Raw genomic sequence first — 16,702 nt, 5'->3', positions numbered from 1 at the left:
CTACTCTGCCTCTCACGACAACCACAGTCGACCGTCGTCGATACCCCAGAGGAGACACCATGCATCAACGGATTTCGCGCCGTACCGACAGGCGGGCCCCCGCCACGCTGTCGACGCTGGCCGCCGCGCTGCTGTCGTGCGCCGTTCCCTGCGCGCACGCCGGCAGCACGATCGAGCTTGGCGCCGACACGACGCTGGACTACACGTTCACGCTCAGTTACGGCCTCGGCATGCGCACGCGTGCGCCGAGCGGCAATCTGCTGACGCCCGCGAACATCAACGGCGACGACGGCGATCGCAACTTCGCGAAGAACAAGCTGATCGAGAACCAGGTCAGCCTGCTCGGCGAAGTGAACCTCAAGCACGACGACTGGGGCGTGTTCGTCCGTGCGAACACGTTCTACGACCAGGCCTATCACCGCCCGAACTACAACGATGCGCCGGGCACCGTGAACCAGTCGGGCCAGTACAACAACTTCACGAGCGATGCGCGCTACTGGTCCGGCGGTCACACGACGCTGCTCGCCGCGTATGCGTACAACACGTTCCGCCTCGGCGCGACGAGCCTGAACGTGAAGGTCGGCGACCAGGTGGTCGCATGGGGCGAAAGCCTGTTCTTCCCGAACATCGCGGGTGCGCAGGGCCCTGCCGATGCGACGAAGTCGTACATGGCCGGCGCCGAGGTGAAGGACATCCTGCTGCCGGTGCCGCAGATCTCGACGCAATGGCAGATCACGCCGAACTTCAGCCTGCTCGGCTACTACCAGTTCTCGTTCCAGCAGAACCGTCTGACCGCACCGGGCACGTACTGGAGCTACTCCGACGTGACGGGCCCCGGCGCACAATTCATCATCGGCCCGGGCGGGATGATCATTCCGCGCGGCGCCGACGACAAGCCGAGCGCGCGCCACCAGTGGGGGATCGGCGCGCGGTTCCGCGTGCTCGGCGATACGGAACTCGGCCTGTACCACCTGCACTACAACGACATGAACCCGAGCGTCGTCACGACGTACTTCCCGACGCTGCAGTACCAGCAGAAGTATTTCAGCAACATCAAGCTGACCGGCGCGAGCTTCTCGACGCAGGTCGGCCCGGTGAACGTCGCCGGTGAAGTGTCGTACCGCCAGGGCGCAGCCGTACTCGTCAACACGCCGACCGGCCCGCAATCGACGCGCGCGAACGTGCTGCAGACGAACCTGTCGGGCATCTACTCGATCGGCCCGAGCTTCCTCGCGAACTCGCAGTCGCTGATCGGCGAACTGACGTACGTGCACGCGGGCAGCATCTCCGAGCTCGACGGTTCGACGACGCTCACGAACTCGCGCAACGCGCTCGCGATGGAGATCGCGTGGACGCTCAGCTACAAGAACGTGTTCAACGGCTGGGATCTCGACGTGCCGCTGACCTACACGCACGACCTGACCGGCACGTCGCCGCTCGCGGGCGCGCTCGGCTCGCTGACGGGCCAGGGCGATCACCGCGTGACGGCGGGCGTGACGTTCACGCGCCTGAGCAACCTGCAGCTGTCGCTCGTCTACGCCAAGTTCCTCGGTTCGCCCAATCCGGTCACGCGTCCGCTGTCGGATCGCGACTACGTGCTCGCCACGGCGACCTACCACTTCTGAGCGGCCCGGCCGCTCGTCACTCAGCAAGAAGAGGATTTGTCATGAAACGAACTCGTCTCCCCCTCCTGCGCGCGTCGGTGATGGCCGCGTGCGCGCTCGTCGCGACGGCGTCGTTCCCGAAGGTCACGCCGGAGGACCTGAAGGCGCTCGACGGCCCGCTCACGCCGATGGGCGCGGTACGCGCCGCGAGCAAGGACAACGGCGTGCCGGAGTGGTCCGGCAAGTGGCTCGGCACGCCGCCCGACGTGCAGTACAAGCGCGGCAGCCGCTATCCCGACCCGTTCGCGAACGAGAAGCCGATCGCGACGATCACCGCCGAGAACATGGCGCAGTATGCGGAACACCTGACCGACGGCCAGAAGGCGATGTTCAAGCGCTACCCGGCCACGTTCAAGATCAACGTCTACCCGAGCCATCGCGACTTCCGCTATGCGGATTCGGTCTACAAGGACATCCGCACGTACGCGCCGGATGCGACGATGACGTCCGACGCGAACGGCATCACGAACGCACCGCCGACCGTGCCGTACCCGATCCCGAAGACGGCCGCCGAACTGCTGTGGAACCAGCGCTTCTCGTCGGCGATCGGCGCGGAGCAGGCCACCTACGATCAGGCGGTCGTGTACTCGGACGGCAACATCGCGTGGGGCAAGGTGCGCTACGACATCTACTCGCCGCGCAACTCCGGCAAGTACGACGTGAAGAACGACCTGAACAACCGCACGTTCTATCGCAACGCGACGGAGCTGCCGCTGTCCGACCGCGGCTCGCTGATCGTCGGCTTCACGAACTGGGACAAGGCCGGCGCGGACAACTCGTCGCGCACGTGGATGTACAACCCCGGCACGCGGCGCGTGCGCCAGGCGCCCGAATACGGCTACGACCAGCCGCAGGGCCCGGGCGGCTTCCGCACCGTCGACGACGACCGCCTGTACAACGGCCCCGGCGACCGCTACGACTGGAAGATCGTCGGCAAGCGCGAGATCTACGTGCCGTACGACAACTACAAGGCGATGGACAGCTCGGTGAAGTATGCGGACCTGCTGACCAAGGGCCATGAAAACCCCGCGTACATCCGTTACGAGCTGCATCGCGTATGGGTGCTGCAGGCGACGCTGAAGAGCAACTACCGTCACCAGTACGCGAAGCGCGTGCTGTACATCGACGAGGATTCGTGGATGACGCTGCTCGCCGACAACTACGACGCACGCGGCCAGCTGTGGCGCACCAACGTCGCGACGACGCTGTACGCGTTCGATGCGAAGGTGTTCTATCCGGGCGTCGTGTTCTATCACGACCTGATCTCGGGCGCATACATGGCCGACCGCCTGACCAACGAAGGGCCGATGCCGAAACTCGACAACAGCCCGCAGTTCAGCGAAGCGTACTTCTCGCCGGACGCGATCCGCAGTTCGGGGAACTAAGCACCGAGCACACGGCGCGGCACGGCCGCGCCCCGCGCGCCGGCGCGCTGCTCCGGCGCACGATGCCGCCCGGGACGGCGGCCTTTTTCCATTCGAGGGCCCTACCATGTCCAACCGCTTGCACGCGGCGCTCGGCGACGAGCTGTACGCCGCGTGGCACTCCCGCGCGCCGGTCGCGCCGCTGTCCGGGCGGCCGCGCCAGCTGTCCGTCGACGATGCGTACCGGATCCAGCAACGCTTCATCGAACGCCGCGTCGCGCGCGGCGAATCGGTGGTCGGCAAGAAGATCGGCGTGACGAGCCAGGCCGTGCAGGACATGCTGAACGTGCGGCAGCCGGACTTCGGCATCCTGCTGTCCGGCATGCACTACGCGGCCGGCGCGGCGATCGCCGCCGACTCGCTGATCGCACCGCGCGCCGAAGGCGAGATCGCGTTCGTCCTGTCGCGCGACCTGCGCGGCCCGGGCATCGATCGCACCGACGTGCTCGCCGCGACGGCCGCGGTCGCGCCGTGCTTCGAGATCGTCGATTCGCGCATCCGCGACTGGGCGATCCGCATCGAGGACACCGTCGCCGACAACGCGTCCTGCGGCGTGTACGTGCTCGGCGATGCGCGTGTCGACCCGCGCACGCTCGACCTCGCCGCGTGCGAGATGACGATCGAGAAGAACGGCGAGCCCGTCGCGCAAGGCCGCGGCGATGCGGCGCTCGGCCACCCCGCCGACGCGGTCGCGTGGCTCGCGAACACCCTCGCCGAATACGACGTGCCGCTGCTGGCCGGCGAGATCGTGCTGTCCGGCTCGCTCGCGAAACTGATTCCGGTCACCGCCGGCGACGCGCTGTCGATGCACATTTCCGGCATCGGCGGCTGCGACGTCCGCTTTATCTAAAGGAACCAAGCCGATGAAGAAAATCAAATGCGCAGTGATCGGGCCGGGCAACATCGGCACCGACCTGCTGGTCAAGCTGCGCCGCTCGGCGGTGCTCGAACCGGTGTGGATGGTCGGCGTCGACCCGGCGTCCGACGGCCTCGCCCGCGCGCGCGAATTCGGGCTGAAGACGACCGACAAGGGTGTCGACGGGCTGCTGCCGCACGTCGCCGACGACGGGATCCGCATCGCGTTCGACGCGACGTCGGCGTACGTGCACCGCGACAACTCGGACAAGCTCACCGCGCTCGGCGTGAAGATGATCGACCTGACGCCCGCCGCGATCGGGCCGTATTGCGTGCCGCCGGTGAACCTCGACGCACATCTCGACAGCGCGCAGATGAACGTGAACATGGTGACCTGCGGCGGGCAGGCGACGATCCCGATGGTGTACGCGGTGTCGCGCGTGCAGCCGGTGGCGTACGGCGAGATCGTCGCGACCGTGTCGTCGCGCTCGGTCGGCCCGGGCACGCGCAAGAACATCGACGAGTTCACGCGCACGACCTCCGGCGCGATCGAGCAGGTGGGCGGCGCCCGCAAGGGCAAGGCGATCATCGTGATCAACCCGGCCGAGCCGCCGCTGATCATGCGCGACACGATCCACTGCCTGACCGACGGGCCGCCCGACGTCGACGCGATCACCGCGTCCGTGCATGCGATGGTCAACGAAGTGCAGCGCTACGTGCCCGGCTACACGCTGAAGAACGGGCCGGTGTTCGACGGCAACCGCGTGTCGGTGTTCATGGAAGTCGAGGGGCTCGGCGACTACCTGCCGAAGTACGCGGGCAATCTCGACATCATGACCGCCGCCGCGGCCGCCACGGCCGAGCGTTTCGCCGAACAGATGCTGGCCGCGACGGCCGCCACCGCTTGAGTCGAGGAGTCACACGATGTCACTTGCAGGCAAGAAGATCACCGTTCACGACATGTCGCTGCGCGACGGGATGCATCCGAAGCGTCACCAGATCACGCTCGAGCAAATGCGCGACATCGCGCGCGGGCTCGATGCGGCCGGCGTGCCGCTGATCGAGGTCACGCACGGCGACGGACTCGGCGGCGCGTCGGTCAACTACGGCTTTCCCGCGCACACCGACGACGCGTACCTGGGCGCGGTGATTCCCGAACTGAAGCAGGCGAAGGTGTCGGCGCTGCTGCTGCCCGGCATCGGCACCGTCGAGCACCTGCGCATGGCGCACGAACTCGGCGTCGGCACGATCCGCGTCGCGACGCACTGCACCGAAGCCGACGTGTCGGAGCAGCATATCGGCCTCGCGCGCACGCTCGGGCTCGATACGGTCGGATTCCTGATGATGGCGCACATGTCGTCGCCCGAGCAGCTCGTCGTGCAGGCGAAGCTGATGGAGTCGTACGGCGCGAACTGCATCTACATCACCGATTCGGCCGGCCACATGCTGCCCGACGACGTGACTGCGCGAATCGGCCCCGTGCGCGCGGCGCTGAAACCCGAGACGGAACTCGGCTTCCACGGCCACCACAATCTCGCGATGGGCGTCGCGAATTCGGTCGCGGCGGTCGCCGCCGGCGCGAACCGGATCGACGCGGCCGCGGCCGGGCTCGGCGCGGGCGCCGGCAATACGCCGATGGAAGTGTTCGTCGCGGTGTGCGACCGGATGGGGATCGAGACGGGCGTCGACGTGTTCGCGATCTCCGATGTCGCCGAGGATCTCGTCGTGCCGATCATGGACGCGCCGATCCGCCTCGACCGCGATGCGCTGACGCTCGGCTACGCAGGCGTCTATTCGTCGTTCCTGCTGTTCGCGAAGCGCGCGGAAGCCAAGTACGGGATTCCGGCGCGCGACATCCTCGTCGAACTGGGCCGGCAACGGCTCGTCGGCGGACAGGAGGACATGATCGAGGATGCGGCGCTGACGATGGCGCGGGCACGGGCAGTGGTGGCCTGAGCGCCCTGCCGTTCGGCCTCGGCTGAAGCCGATCGGGATACGGGGCACTGCCCCGTTTTTCTTTTGCGGAAGAGGATTGGATCGGCGCATGCGCAGGCATGGTGTTTGCGCCGCGTGTTGCCCTCGCCTGCTGACACCACGTTGGCAGCAGGCGGCGCGTAAGGTGGCAGGATCGTCTGCCGAGGAATGTCGCCATGGCCCGGACCGGAGCACCCGCCGACCACGCCGTCAAACACCGCAGCGTGACGTTGTTCACGCTGTGCATCGCCGTGCTCGTCGCGCAGATCGACACGGCCGTCGTCAATCTCGCGACGCGCGCGATCGGCGCATATTTCCATGCGGGCGTCGGCGCGCTGCAATGGGTCGTCGACAGCTACAACCTCACGTATGCGGTGCTGCTGCTGACCGGCGGGCTGCTCGCCGACCTGTACGGCCGCCGCCGCATCTTCATGGCCGGCACCGCCGTGTTTACCGCCGCCTCGTTGCTGTGCGCGCTCGCGCCGTCGGTGTCGGTGCTGATCGGCGCACGCGCACTCGCCGGTGTCGGCGCGGCGCTGCTGCTGCCGGCGTCGCTCGCGATCATCCGCGTCGTGTGGCGCGACCCGGTCGAGCGCGGCCGCGCGCTCGGCATCTGGGCCGCTTGCAACGGCGTCGCGATGGCGATCGGCCCGACGCTCGGCGGCGTGCTGATCCGCCACTTCGGCTGGCGCAGCATTTTCTTCGTCGTGGTGCCGCTGAGCATCGCGGCGATGCTGCTCGCGATGCCGGCCGTGCCCGAGTCGTCCGATCCGCGCGGCCGGCATTTCGACGGCGGTGCGCAGGCCGCGGGCGCGCTCGCGCTCGGTACGCTCGCGTATGCGGCGATCGTGTTCCGCGAGTCGCCGCTCGCGAGCGCGCTTGCCGCGTGCGTCGCGATCGCTTCGCTCGTCGCGTTCATCGCGATCGAACGCCGCCATGGCGACGCCGCGCTCGTGCCGCTCGACATCTTCCGGCTCAGCGCATTTCGCGGCGCGATTGCCGCGACCACCGGCATGACGTTCGGGATGTATGGCGTGCTGTTCCTGCTGCCGTTGACGTGGCAGAGCATCGGCCGGCTCGATTCGACCGGCGCCGGCCTCGCGCTGCTGCCGATGGCGCTCGTGTTCGTCGTGGTGTCGCCGTGTTCGGGGCGGCTGTCCGAGCGCGTCGGCACGCGGGTGACGACGGCCGGCGGCGTCGCGGTGATCGCGAGCGGGCTCGCGGTGATCGGCACATCCGCTGCGTCGCCGGGCCTGCTCGGCGCGGAGATCGGGCTCGCGTTGACGGGGCTCGGAATGGGGATCGCGACGGGGCCGCTGATGACCGTCGCGGTTGGCTCGGTGAATGCCGCGCGCTCGGGCACGGCGAGCGCGCTCGTCAACGTCGCGCGGATGGCCGGCGCGACGCTCGGGATCGCCGTGCTCGGCACGCTGTTCGCGATCGCGCACGGCGGCACCGCGGGCTTGCGCGCGGCGATGTTCGCCGGCGCGGCGGTTCAGCTCGCGGGTGCGGCGGGGTCGGCTGTCAGCGTGCAGCGCGCGCGGCAGTCGGCGTGATGTCCCGCTCCGTCACCGATGCTTGCCGCCATGTCTGCGCCGCCGATGCGTTTCCCGCGCCTGCTTCAGCGCCGGTATCAGTTCCTCGATGTACTGCCGCGCCTGTCCGCGCGTGACGATCTCGCTGAAACGCCGATGGGCCTCGTCGTGGCCGACCAGCGCCGCGTGCGCCTTCTTCAGAATGTGCAGATACGCGATCAGGCTCGTGCCGTCGCGCACGGGCAGCGCGTCGCGCGGGTCCGCAACCGGGGGCGTCGTCATGATCCGATCCTCGCGGGGCAGTCGGTGCGGCACGTGGCGGTGACGAGCGACAGCAGGTCGTTCGCCGCGCGATCGCGGTCGGTGAGCGGCGCAAAACCGAACAACCGCCCGAGCGTCGCGACCACCGAGCTGTGATCGTACGGCGTGTGGTCGACATGCGCCGCGGCAACCCACGGCGACACGACGATCGCCGGCACGCGCACTCCATGGACGTCGAACGCGAATCCGCTCGCGTTCAGCGCCGCGGCCGCGCCGTCGTTCGGCGGCGGCGCCGCACCGGGCCTGACCGAATCGTAGAACCCGCCGTGCTCGTCGTAGACGATCACGAGCAGGCTGCTGTCCCACACCGGCGAATTGCGAATCGTGTCGTACACGCGTGCGGCGAGCTGGTCGCCGCCGGCGAGGCCGTCCATCGGATGATGCGAGCTGCCGTTCCGATAGGTGCCGTGCACGATGTCGCCATATCCCGGCTCGATGAACGTGTAGCGCGCGGTATAGCCGGCCGCGAGATCGGCTTCGAAGTGCGCCAGGTCGTCGACGTCGAAGAAGCTCACGCCCTTCAGCGACGCGACCTGCGGCACGTGGCCGAGCGGATCGCCCGACTGGTCCTGGTAGATGCGCCAGTTGTCGTCGCCGAGCGCGGCGAAGATCGATCCGTTCGGATAGCGGAAGCCGTCGAACGCATCCCATCCGGCCATTTCTTCCTTGGTCGGCGAATGATCGAGCCCGGCCGACGACGCACCGTGCAGGAAAAACCGGTTCGGCCAGGTCGGCCCCGGCATCGACGCATGCCAGCGGTCGCACAGCACGAACGCGTTCGCGAGCGCGTACAGCGACGGCGCCTGCGTGCGGATGTCGGCGCCCTGCATGATCGTGCCGATGGTGCCTGCCTGCGGCGGCGTGCCTTCCGAATGCGACGTCGCATAGTTCGACACGAATCCCGAATTGTCGACGCTCGGATAGGGCCGCCCTTTCACGAACGGCACACCGGCGCCGCACAACTGCTCGACCACGTCGGTGAATTCGTGACAGGGATCGGTCGGCATCCGGTCGGGCGCGCCGCCGCCGAACGGATAGACGGTGCCGCCGTACGCGTTGCTGTCGCCCGGCGACGCGGCGGTGATGTTCGCGATGCCCGACAGCGCGAACAGATGATCGAACGAACGGTTCTCGAGCATCAGCACGAAAACGTGCTTGATGCGGTCCTGAACCGGCGGCGCTGCGGGAACTGACGAAGATGCGGGGGCTGCGTCTGCACTCATGGCGCCTCCTGGCGTCGCGCGACGAATGTCCGGCTGGCACGATCGCGGCGGCAGCGAACGCAGCTGAAAGCGACTGAAAGGAAAGGCGCTGCAGCGCAGGCGTCCCGCGAATTGCCGACGAGTGTACGGCTACGCCGGCCCGCACGTAAAGCCGCATGCAACGTGCGGCAATGCGTCGGTATTCAATCGACGGCCGATGTAGCGTATCGAGGCGATGCGCAGCGCATCAACGAAACGAGTGCGGGGAAATTAAGATGGGGATCGGGCGATGCGGTCTAAACGATGCGACGTTGTCGACCCTGGCCACCGCGGCACTGCTCCGCCGCCGGCGACCGACGAACGGCGCGAACTGCGCCGCCCATCCGGTATGCCCGGCCGCATGACGAGGCCGGACGGTTTTCGATCGAAGCGCGTGGCGCGCCCGATCGTGACGGCTTAGCGGCGCGGTTGCCCGCTGCGCGGCGGACGCGGCGAGTTTGCGTCCTTGTGACGGAAGTTGATGCGGCCCTTCGTCAGGTCGTACACCGACAGTTCGAGCGTCACACGGTCACCCGCGAGAATGCGGATGTGGTTCTTGCGCATGCGGCCCGACGCGTACGCGCCGACCACCACGCCGTTTTCCAGCGTGACACGGTATTTGCTGTCCGGCAGCACTTCGTCGACGATTCCGTCCAGTTCCAGCAGTTCTTCTTTTGCCAAACCAATTCCTCCAGACAAGGTGATGACCGCGGCCGCGGCGAGCTCGCCGGCGCCGTGCCCGGCAACGGGACGGCGGCCGGCGCGATGCCGGGAATCCATTCGTTCGGACGGGCAACGCGCCCGTCCTGCAATCGGGGCCCGGCGCAATGCGGCGGTCGGGCGGTCGGTGGCAGCGGCGGTGCGATCGGCACCGCGCACAATCGGGACCGCGCCGCGTGCGGCATGGCGACGGTCACTCGGGTTGCAGCATGGGCCGCTGGCGACGCGGCGAGCGCATCGCGAGGGCGTTGAATCGCAGGTCGTACGGACTTGCGATGGATGAGGGAAGCACACGACCGATGCATCGTGACGACCGCGATGCATCGGTCGTGTGCGTCGAAACGCGCGGGACGCCGGCCAGGGCCGGCATCCGCGCGAGATCCACAAGGCAGCGACCGCCGATCGGCGGCCGGTGCCGACGCGGCTTACTGCGGCGTGATGTTCGACGCTTGCAGACCCTTCGGGCCACGCTTCACTTCGTAGCTGACCTTCTGGCCTTCGGCCAGGGTCTTGAAACCCGTGCCGCGAATTTCCGAGAAATGGGCGAACAGATCGTCGCCGCCGTTGTCCGGGGAGATGAAACCAAAGCCCTTGGTTTCGTTGAACCACTTGACGGTACCGGTATCCACAAATACTTCCTTAATACGAATGAAAATGAACATGCGCCCGTGGCGGGCACAGAAAGAATCAAAGAGGGAGAGACCAACGACTGCCGCACGGCGTGGCATGCGGCCAATGATGAGCAATCGGACTTCTTGAAGACTTCGGTCTCGGACACTACGCGGTACCGGCCGATCCGTCAAGCTCTTTCGGTGCGACGCAGGCGCGCGGCAGCGCGCGCGCCTTGTGCGGCGGGCTTCTGCGGCCGGACGGGGGCGCAGCGATACGTCCCCCCTTTTTCGGCCGGCAGCGGCGTTCGTTCGTTACTGCGGTTCGAACACGTGATGCAGCGGCGGCGGTGTCGCGCCATCGCGGATCGTCATCTCGAACGCCTTGCGCGCGACGCTCGACGGCCGCACGTCGGCCGCGTCCAGATAGAACTGCGAATACCAGTCGCGCATCTGGTACAGCGGCCCGTCGCCTTCGCACAGCAGCGGGTTGTCGATCCGCGTCTTGCTGTGCCAGATGTCGACGTCCTCGTAGAACGCGCGCTGCGCTTCCTTCACATACGCGTTCGCGATCTCCATGTTCTGCTCGTCGCTCAAGCCCGCCACCTTCTTCACGATCACGCCGTAGCGCAGCTCGAAGCTGTTCATGTCGATCGGCACGTGACAGTTCAGCAGCACCGAATGGATCGGCTGGCCGTTGCTCTGCCCCGTCATCCGCGTGATGTGCACGGCCGGCCCGAAATACGTCGACAGCGCGGTCAGCGCGTCGCCGCCCAGCTTTTCGCTGCGCCCGACCATCAGCTGCGTCGCCTTGTGGTCCTCGAACAGGTTCGCGAAATAGTCGATCGGCGCGCGGTGCACGGTCGCGAAGTGCGCGACGTCGGAGATGTTGTCGACCAGTTCGCGGCAGTTCGCGTGGATCACCATCTTGTCGACGACCCAGTCCGACCATTCGTCGGAGAAGCACACGTCGAGGCGCGGAATCGCGACTTCCGGCGGCGGCGCATTGCCTTCCGGGTCGTTCCACACGAACAGCAGGTTGTTCTCCTCGCAGGTCGGCCACGCGCCGATGCGTGCCTTCGGCGGAATGCGCTTGCAATACGGGATCGATGCGCACTGCCCTTCGCCGTTCCACGCCCAGCCGTGGAACGGGCACACGAGGTTGTCTGCCTGGACCGTGCCGAGGCTCAGGTCGGCGCCCATATGCGGGCAGTATGCGTCGACGATGTTGACCTTGCCGGCCGAATCGGCGAACGCGGCGAGCTTGCGGCCGAAGATGTTCAGCGTATGCGGCTTGCCGTCCTTGTAGTCGCGGGCGAGCCCGAGGCAGTGCCAGCCGCGCGCATAGCGCTGCGCGAGCGGCTGGGCTTCGATCTTGTAGGGGCGTGCGGACATGTGGGTTGACTCCTCTTGACGAACGCGCGGCGGCCCGCCGCGCACCGGGGTAACGGGATGGTTGCGGCGCTCAGCGCACCGGATTGCCGGGTTCGAGCGCGCGCGCCGGCTTCAGCGCCGATGCGGACGCCGGCGCGGCCGACTGCGGCGACGCCGGCTGCGGCTCACGCGCCACGCGGCGCTCGGCACGCTCGACGCCGAGCCATGCGGCCAGCGCGGGCAGCAGGAACACCGCGCCGAACAGGTTCACGAGGAACATGAACGCGAGCAGCACGCCCATGTCGACCTGGAACTTCAGCGCGGAGAACGCCCACGTGCCGACGCCGATGAACATCGTGACGGCCGTGAACAGCGCCGCGGTGCCGCGCTGGCGCATCGCGTCGGCGAAGGCGTCGGGCAGCGTCGCGCCGTGGCGCAGGTCGTGCTGCAGCCGTTCGTACAGATAGATCCCGTAGTCGACGCCGACCCCGACGCCGAGCGTGATCACCGGCAGCGTCGCGACCTTCAGCCCGATGCCGAGCCGCGCCATCACCGCGTTGCACAGGATCGACACCAGCGTGAGCGGCACGATGATGCACAGCACCGCGCGCCACGACCGGAACGTGACCGCACAGAGCAGCGCGATCGCACCGAAGATCGACAGCAGCATCGCGATCTCCGCGTCGCCGACCGCCTCGTTGGTCGCGGCCATCACGCCGACGTTGCCGCCGGCGAGCCGGAACGCGACGTTCGGCGTCGGGTGCTCGGCCGCATAGCGCCTGATCTCGTCGACGATGTGCGCGATCGTCGTGCCTTCGTGGTTCTTCGTGTAGATCAGCACCTGGATCGCCTTGCAGTTCGCGGTGTTCATCCCGTTGTCCGGGTCGAACGCGTTGGATCCCTGCGTGAGCCCGTCGCTGGAGCGCGGCAGCGCGGCCCAGCGCGGATTGCCTTCGTTGAAGGCGGCGATGAACACCTTGCCCTGCGACGCGACGCTCGTCACCGACTGCACGCCGGCCACGCCGCGCATCGTCATCTCGAACTGCTCGATCGCGCTCATCACCGGGTAATGCAGGCATGCGTCGTCGAAGCCGGTCGTCTCGACGATCACCGACAGCACGTCGACGCCGATGTTGTACTGGTGCGTGATCGCCGCGTTGTCGACGTTGTAGCGCGAGTTCGCGCGCAACTCCGGCGCGCCGGTGCCGATGTCGCCGATCTCCAGCCGGCGCGATTCGAGCGTGCCGTACGCGAGCAGCGCGAGCGCCACCGCGCACACGCCGAGCGCCGGCGCCGGCCGCGCGAACAGCGCGAAGCGCGACCACATCCGGCTGCCGCCGGCCGCCGCGGTGCGCTGCGCGCGCGCCAGCGTGCCGCGCTCGAGCCGCGTGTACGACAGCAGGATCGGCAGGAACACCTTGTTGGTGACGATCATCAGCAGCACGCCGAGGCATGCGGTGATCCCGAGCTCGCGCACGATGTCGATCCTGATTCGCATGATCACCATGAAGCCGAGCGCGTTGGTCAGCAGCGCGACCGTGCCCGGCACGAACAGCTTGCGGAACGCGTCGCGTGCGGCGTCGGCCGGCGACGCGCCGCGCACCAGCGCCTGTTTCCACGCATTGGTCATCTGCACCGCGTGCGACACGCCGATCGAGAAGATCAGGAACGGCACGAGGATCGACATCGGATCGATGCCGAGCCCGAGCAGCGGCAGCGCGCCGAGCAGCCACACGACCGGCAGCAGCGCGACGACGAGCGCGAGCACGGTGGTCTTCAGCGAGCGCGTATAGCCGAACAGCAGCGCGGCCGTCACGAAGAATGCGAGCGCGAAGAACGCCATCACGCCGGCGATGCCGGCCTCGACGTCGCCGACCAGCTTCGCGAAGCCGATGATGTTCACGTCGATGCCCTGCTTCGCGTAGCGCGCACGAATCTCTTCGAGCTGGCGCGCGACCGCGCTGTAGTCGAGCCGCTTGCCGGTCGCCGGATCGGTCTCGCGCAGCTCCGCGCGGATCAGCGCCGACTTCAGGTCGTTGCCGACCAGCCGCCCGATCTGTCCGGAGCGCGCGACGTTGCGGCGCACTTTCCCGAGATCGTCCGGGTTCGCGCTCGAGAACTGACCGGGCACGACCACGTCGCCGCGAAAGCCGGCTTCCGTCACCTCGGTGTAGTGGACGTTCGGCGTGAACAGCGAAAACACGCGCGAGCGATTCACGCCGGGGATGAAGAACACGTCGTCGGTCGCATGGCGCAGCGCGTCCATGAAGGTCTGGTTGTAGATGTCGCCGTCGCCGTTCCAGCGCAGGCTGACGAGAATCGTGTTCGCGCCGGGGAACGCGCCCGCGTAGCGCTCGAACACCTGCATGTACGGGTGCTGCATCGGGATCATCTTGTTGAAGCCCGGATCGAGCTTCACGCGCGTCGCGGACAGGCCGAGCGCGAGCGTCACCGCGACGCACAGCAGCATCAGCAGCCGGCGCCGCCGGATGATCGTGTCGGCGCAGCGCTCGACGAACGCGGCGAGGCGCGATGCGGGAACGGCTTCGGTGGGGCGTGACAGGTCGTTCATGGATGTCTCGGGTCGGAACGGACGGAACAGGCGGTGCGGACGGAGGCGGACGATGCGGGCGGCGGCCACGGCCGCCGGCCGCCGCGCATCAGGACGGCGATGCGGCAAGCGGCGCGACGCCGGCCTCGCCGCCGAGCAGCAGCCCGCCGCGGCCCATGTCGAGCACCGCCGCGAGGCTCTGCACACCGCCGAGCTTGCGCACGTCGAACGTCAGCCCGCCGTCGCGCGACGCGACGATCGCGCCGCCCTGCCCGACCAGCACGAGCTCGCCGTCGGCCAGCTGCGTCGCGCCGAAGTACGACACCGGCACGTGACTGTCGACGTGCGTCCAGGTCGCGCCGCGATCGGTGCTGCGCAGCACGTTGCCGCGCATCCCGTATGCGATCCAGTCGCCGTTCGCGAGCATCAGCGCGCCGAACAGCGAGCCTGCGTACGGCGACGGCAGCTTGTCCCACGTCGCGCCGTCGTCGGTCGAGCGCAGCAGCGTGCCGCTTTCGCCCGCGATCAGCAGGCTGCCGCGGCCGTCGCCGACGATCGCGTTCAGGTGGCGGTCGCCGGCCGGCGTCTTCAGCGGCTGCCACGTGAGGCCCGCATCGTCCGAGCGCAGCAGCTGGCCGAAGCTGCCGGCCGCGAACAGCGGGCCGTGCGCGCTCCCCCACACCGACAGCAGCGGATCGGAATGCGTACGGTCGAGATGGACCTCGCGCCAGTGCACGCCCGCGTCGTCGCTGCGCACGATCCGGCCGTCGTGGCCGACCGCGATTCCGAGCGTCGGCGTGACGAAGCTCACCTGCGTCAGCGTCGAGCCGTTGTCGGGCGTGACCGACGCCGGCCGCCAGTGGCTGCCCGCGTCGTCGCTCAACAGGATCACGCCGCGCTCGCCGACCGCGACGATGCGCGTGCCGGCCCGGGCGAGCCCGTTGATCTGCAGGCGGTCGGCATGGATCGCGGTGGCCGGGAACGCCGGCAGCGGGCGCGGCGAGAACGCGAACAGCGCGGCGCCGAGCACGAGCGCCGACATCGCGAGTCCTGGCAAAGTACGTTTCATCGGTTTGTCTCCTTCTCTGCGACCGGCGTGACCCGCGCCACCACGCGTGCCACGCCGCTGCCAGTCTCCGGGCCGTCGGTCGTCGCCGCGGCCTCGCATGGTGCCGAATGCGCAACGGCTGAACCGGTGCCCGGTCCTGCCGCGTTGACGCGTGTCATCAAGCGCCGACTTCGAACAGCGCGGCGGCACCCATCCCGCCGCCGATGCACATCGTCACGACCGCATGCCGCACGCCGCGGCGCGCGCCCTCGAGCAGTGCGTGCATCGTCATCCGCGTGCCCGACATGCCGAACGGATGGCCGAGCGCGATCGCGCCGCCGTCGACGTTCAGCCGCTCGTCCGGGATGCCGAGCGTGTCGCGGCAATACAGCGCCTGGCACGCGAATGCCTCGTTCAGCTCCCACAGCCCGACGTCGCGCACGGTCATCCCGAAGCGCGCGAGCAGCTTCGGAATCGCGAACACCGGGCCGATGCCCATCTCGTCCGGCTCGCAGCCGGCCACGGCCAGGCCGCGGAACGTGCCGATCGGCGCAAGCCCGCGGCGCTCGGCCTCGGCCCGCGACATCACGACCACGGCCGCCGCGCCGTCCGACAGCTGCGATGCGTTGCCGGCCGTCACGAACTCGCCGTGCTCGACGACCTTGCCGCCGCTCCACGACGGCTTGAGCCCCGCGAGCCGTTCGGCCGTCGTATCGGCGCGCACGCCTTCGTCGCGGGCCGCGTGCACGTGTTCGTGGCCGCTCGGGTTGCCTTCCCTGTCGAACAGCGCGCGGCGCACGTCGAGCGGCGCGATTTCCGCGTCGAAGCGGCCGGCCGCCTGTGCGTCGGCCGTGCGCCGGTGGCTCTGCAGCGCAAACTCGTCCTGCGCCGCGCGGGAGATGCCGTAGCGGCGCGACACGATCTCGGCCGTTTCCATCATCGCCATGTACGCGGCCGGCTGATGGTCGAGCACGGCCTGCGAACGTGCGCGGTAGCCGTTCTTGTGCTTGTTCTGCGTGAGCGAGATCGATTCGACGCCGCCCGCGACGACGATCCGCGCGTCGCCCGCGCCGATGCTGCGCGCGGCACTTGCAATCGACATCAGCCCCGACGAGCACATCCGGTCGATCGCCATTCCCGGCACCGACGCCGGCAGCCCGGCCGCCGCGGCCGACAGGCGGCCGATGTTGTAGCCCTGCGTGCCCTGCTGCGCGGCGCAGCCGATCAGCACGTCGTCGACGTCGGCGGGCGCGATGCCCGCGCGCTCCAGCGCGGTGCGCACGACGTGCCCGCCCAGCGCGGGCGCCTCGGTGTCGTTGAACATGCCGCGAAACGCCTTGCCGATCGGCGTGCGGGCGACGGAAACGATGACTGCGTCTTCCATGGG

Annotated in this window: 14 protein-coding genes; 6 read left to right on the top strand and 8 right to left on the bottom strand. The window is 68.5% G+C overall.

Annotation, left to right across the window (positions count from 1 at the left end):
- Nucleotides 1-59 precede the first annotated feature (59 nt).
- The 6 genes from Q3A80_RS05560 (at nucleotide 60) to Q3A80_RS05535 (ending at nucleotide 7,473) form a co-directional block, all read left to right on the top strand.
- The gene (locus Q3A80_RS05560) at nucleotides 60-1,625 is read left to right on the top strand and encodes a DUF1302 domain-containing protein (protein WP_446328060.1); all 1,566 of its coding nucleotides are present in this window, start codon (nucleotides 60-62) and stop codon (nucleotides 1,623-1,625) included.
- 41 nt (nucleotides 1,626-1,666) lie between these two features.
- Nucleotides 1,667-3,049, top strand: coding sequence for a DUF1329 domain-containing protein (locus tag Q3A80_RS05555; protein ID WP_446328059.1), 1,383 nt, complete (start codon nucleotides 1,667-1,669; stop codon nucleotides 3,047-3,049).
- Between the two features lie 106 nt (nucleotides 3,050-3,155).
- Complete coding sequence (dmpE, locus tag Q3A80_RS05550) at nucleotides 3,156-3,938, top strand: 2-oxopent-4-enoate hydratase (RefSeq protein ID WP_446328058.1); 783 nt, start codon at nucleotides 3,156-3,158, stop codon at nucleotides 3,936-3,938.
- Between the two features lie 13 nt (nucleotides 3,939-3,951).
- Complete coding sequence (locus Q3A80_RS05545; protein WP_446328057.1) at nucleotides 3,952-4,851, top strand: acetaldehyde dehydrogenase (acetylating); 900 nt, start codon at nucleotides 3,952-3,954, stop codon at nucleotides 4,849-4,851.
- A gap of 16 nt (nucleotides 4,852-4,867) precedes the next feature.
- On the top strand, nucleotides 4,868-5,899 hold the full coding sequence (gene dmpG, locus Q3A80_RS05540; protein ID WP_446328056.1) for a 4-hydroxy-2-oxovalerate aldolase: 1,032 nt from the start codon (nucleotides 4,868-4,870) through the stop codon (nucleotides 5,897-5,899).
- A gap of 194 nt (nucleotides 5,900-6,093) precedes the next feature.
- Complete coding sequence (locus Q3A80_RS05535; protein ID WP_446328055.1) at nucleotides 6,094-7,473, top strand: MFS transporter; 1,380 nt, start codon at nucleotides 6,094-6,096, stop codon at nucleotides 7,471-7,473.
- 12 nt (nucleotides 7,474-7,485) lie between these two features.
- Here the strand turns inward: Q3A80_RS05535 and Q3A80_RS05530 are convergent, their stop codons facing one another.
- The 8 genes from Q3A80_RS05530 to Q3A80_RS05495 all read right to left on the bottom strand — a co-directional run bounded on the left by Q3A80_RS05530 (nucleotide 7,486) and on the right by Q3A80_RS05495 (nucleotide 16,699).
- Nucleotides 7,486-7,734: a hypothetical protein gene (locus tag Q3A80_RS05530; RefSeq protein ID WP_446328054.1), complete on the bottom strand. Its 249-nt coding sequence runs from the start codon at nucleotides 7,732-7,734 to the stop codon at nucleotides 7,486-7,488.
- The gene (locus tag Q3A80_RS05525) at nucleotides 7,731-8,996 is read right to left on the bottom strand and encodes an alkaline phosphatase family protein (RefSeq protein WP_446328053.1); all 1,266 of its coding nucleotides are present in this window, start codon (nucleotides 8,994-8,996) and stop codon (nucleotides 7,731-7,733) included. The genes Q3A80_RS05530 and Q3A80_RS05525 overlap by 4 nt, the downstream gene beginning before the upstream one ends.
- A gap of 435 nt (nucleotides 8,997-9,431) precedes the next feature.
- Nucleotides 9,432-9,695 carry a translation initiation factor IF-1 gene (gene infA, locus Q3A80_RS05520; RefSeq protein WP_006483034.1) on the bottom strand — a complete coding sequence of 88 codons (264 nt, stop codon included), beginning with the start codon at nucleotides 9,693-9,695 and terminating at the stop codon, nucleotides 9,432-9,434.
- A gap of 464 nt (nucleotides 9,696-10,159) precedes the next feature.
- Complete coding sequence (locus Q3A80_RS05515) at nucleotides 10,160-10,363, bottom strand: cold-shock protein (protein WP_006751843.1); 204 nt, start codon at nucleotides 10,361-10,363, stop codon at nucleotides 10,160-10,162.
- Between the two features lie 294 nt (nucleotides 10,364-10,657).
- Nucleotides 10,658-11,737 carry a Rieske 2Fe-2S domain-containing protein gene (locus Q3A80_RS05510; protein WP_446328052.1) on the bottom strand — a complete coding sequence of 360 codons (1,080 nt, stop codon included), beginning with the start codon at nucleotides 11,735-11,737 and terminating at the stop codon, nucleotides 10,658-10,660.
- 70 nt (nucleotides 11,738-11,807) lie between these two features.
- Nucleotides 11,808-14,288 carry an efflux RND transporter permease subunit gene (locus Q3A80_RS05505; protein WP_446328051.1) on the bottom strand — a complete coding sequence of 827 codons (2,481 nt, stop codon included), beginning with the start codon at nucleotides 14,286-14,288 and terminating at the stop codon, nucleotides 11,808-11,810.
- 88 nt (nucleotides 14,289-14,376) lie between these two features.
- The gene (locus Q3A80_RS05500; protein ID WP_446328050.1) at nucleotides 14,377-15,336 is read right to left on the bottom strand and encodes a WD40/YVTN/BNR-like repeat-containing protein; all 960 of its coding nucleotides are present in this window, start codon (nucleotides 15,334-15,336) and stop codon (nucleotides 14,377-14,379) included.
- 157 nt (nucleotides 15,337-15,493) lie between these two features.
- A complete protein-coding gene (locus tag Q3A80_RS05495) occupies nucleotides 15,494-16,699 on the bottom strand; it encodes an acetyl-CoA C-acyltransferase (protein WP_446328049.1) in 1,206 nt (401 codons plus the stop codon).
- Between the last annotated feature and the right edge of the window lie 3 nt (nucleotides 16,700-16,702).

The sequence above is a fragment of the Burkholderia sp. SR8 genome, assembly GCF_052851275.1.
The sequence above is the reverse complement of the archived record's forward strand: the minus strand, read 5'-3'. Positions and strand labels throughout refer to the sequence as shown.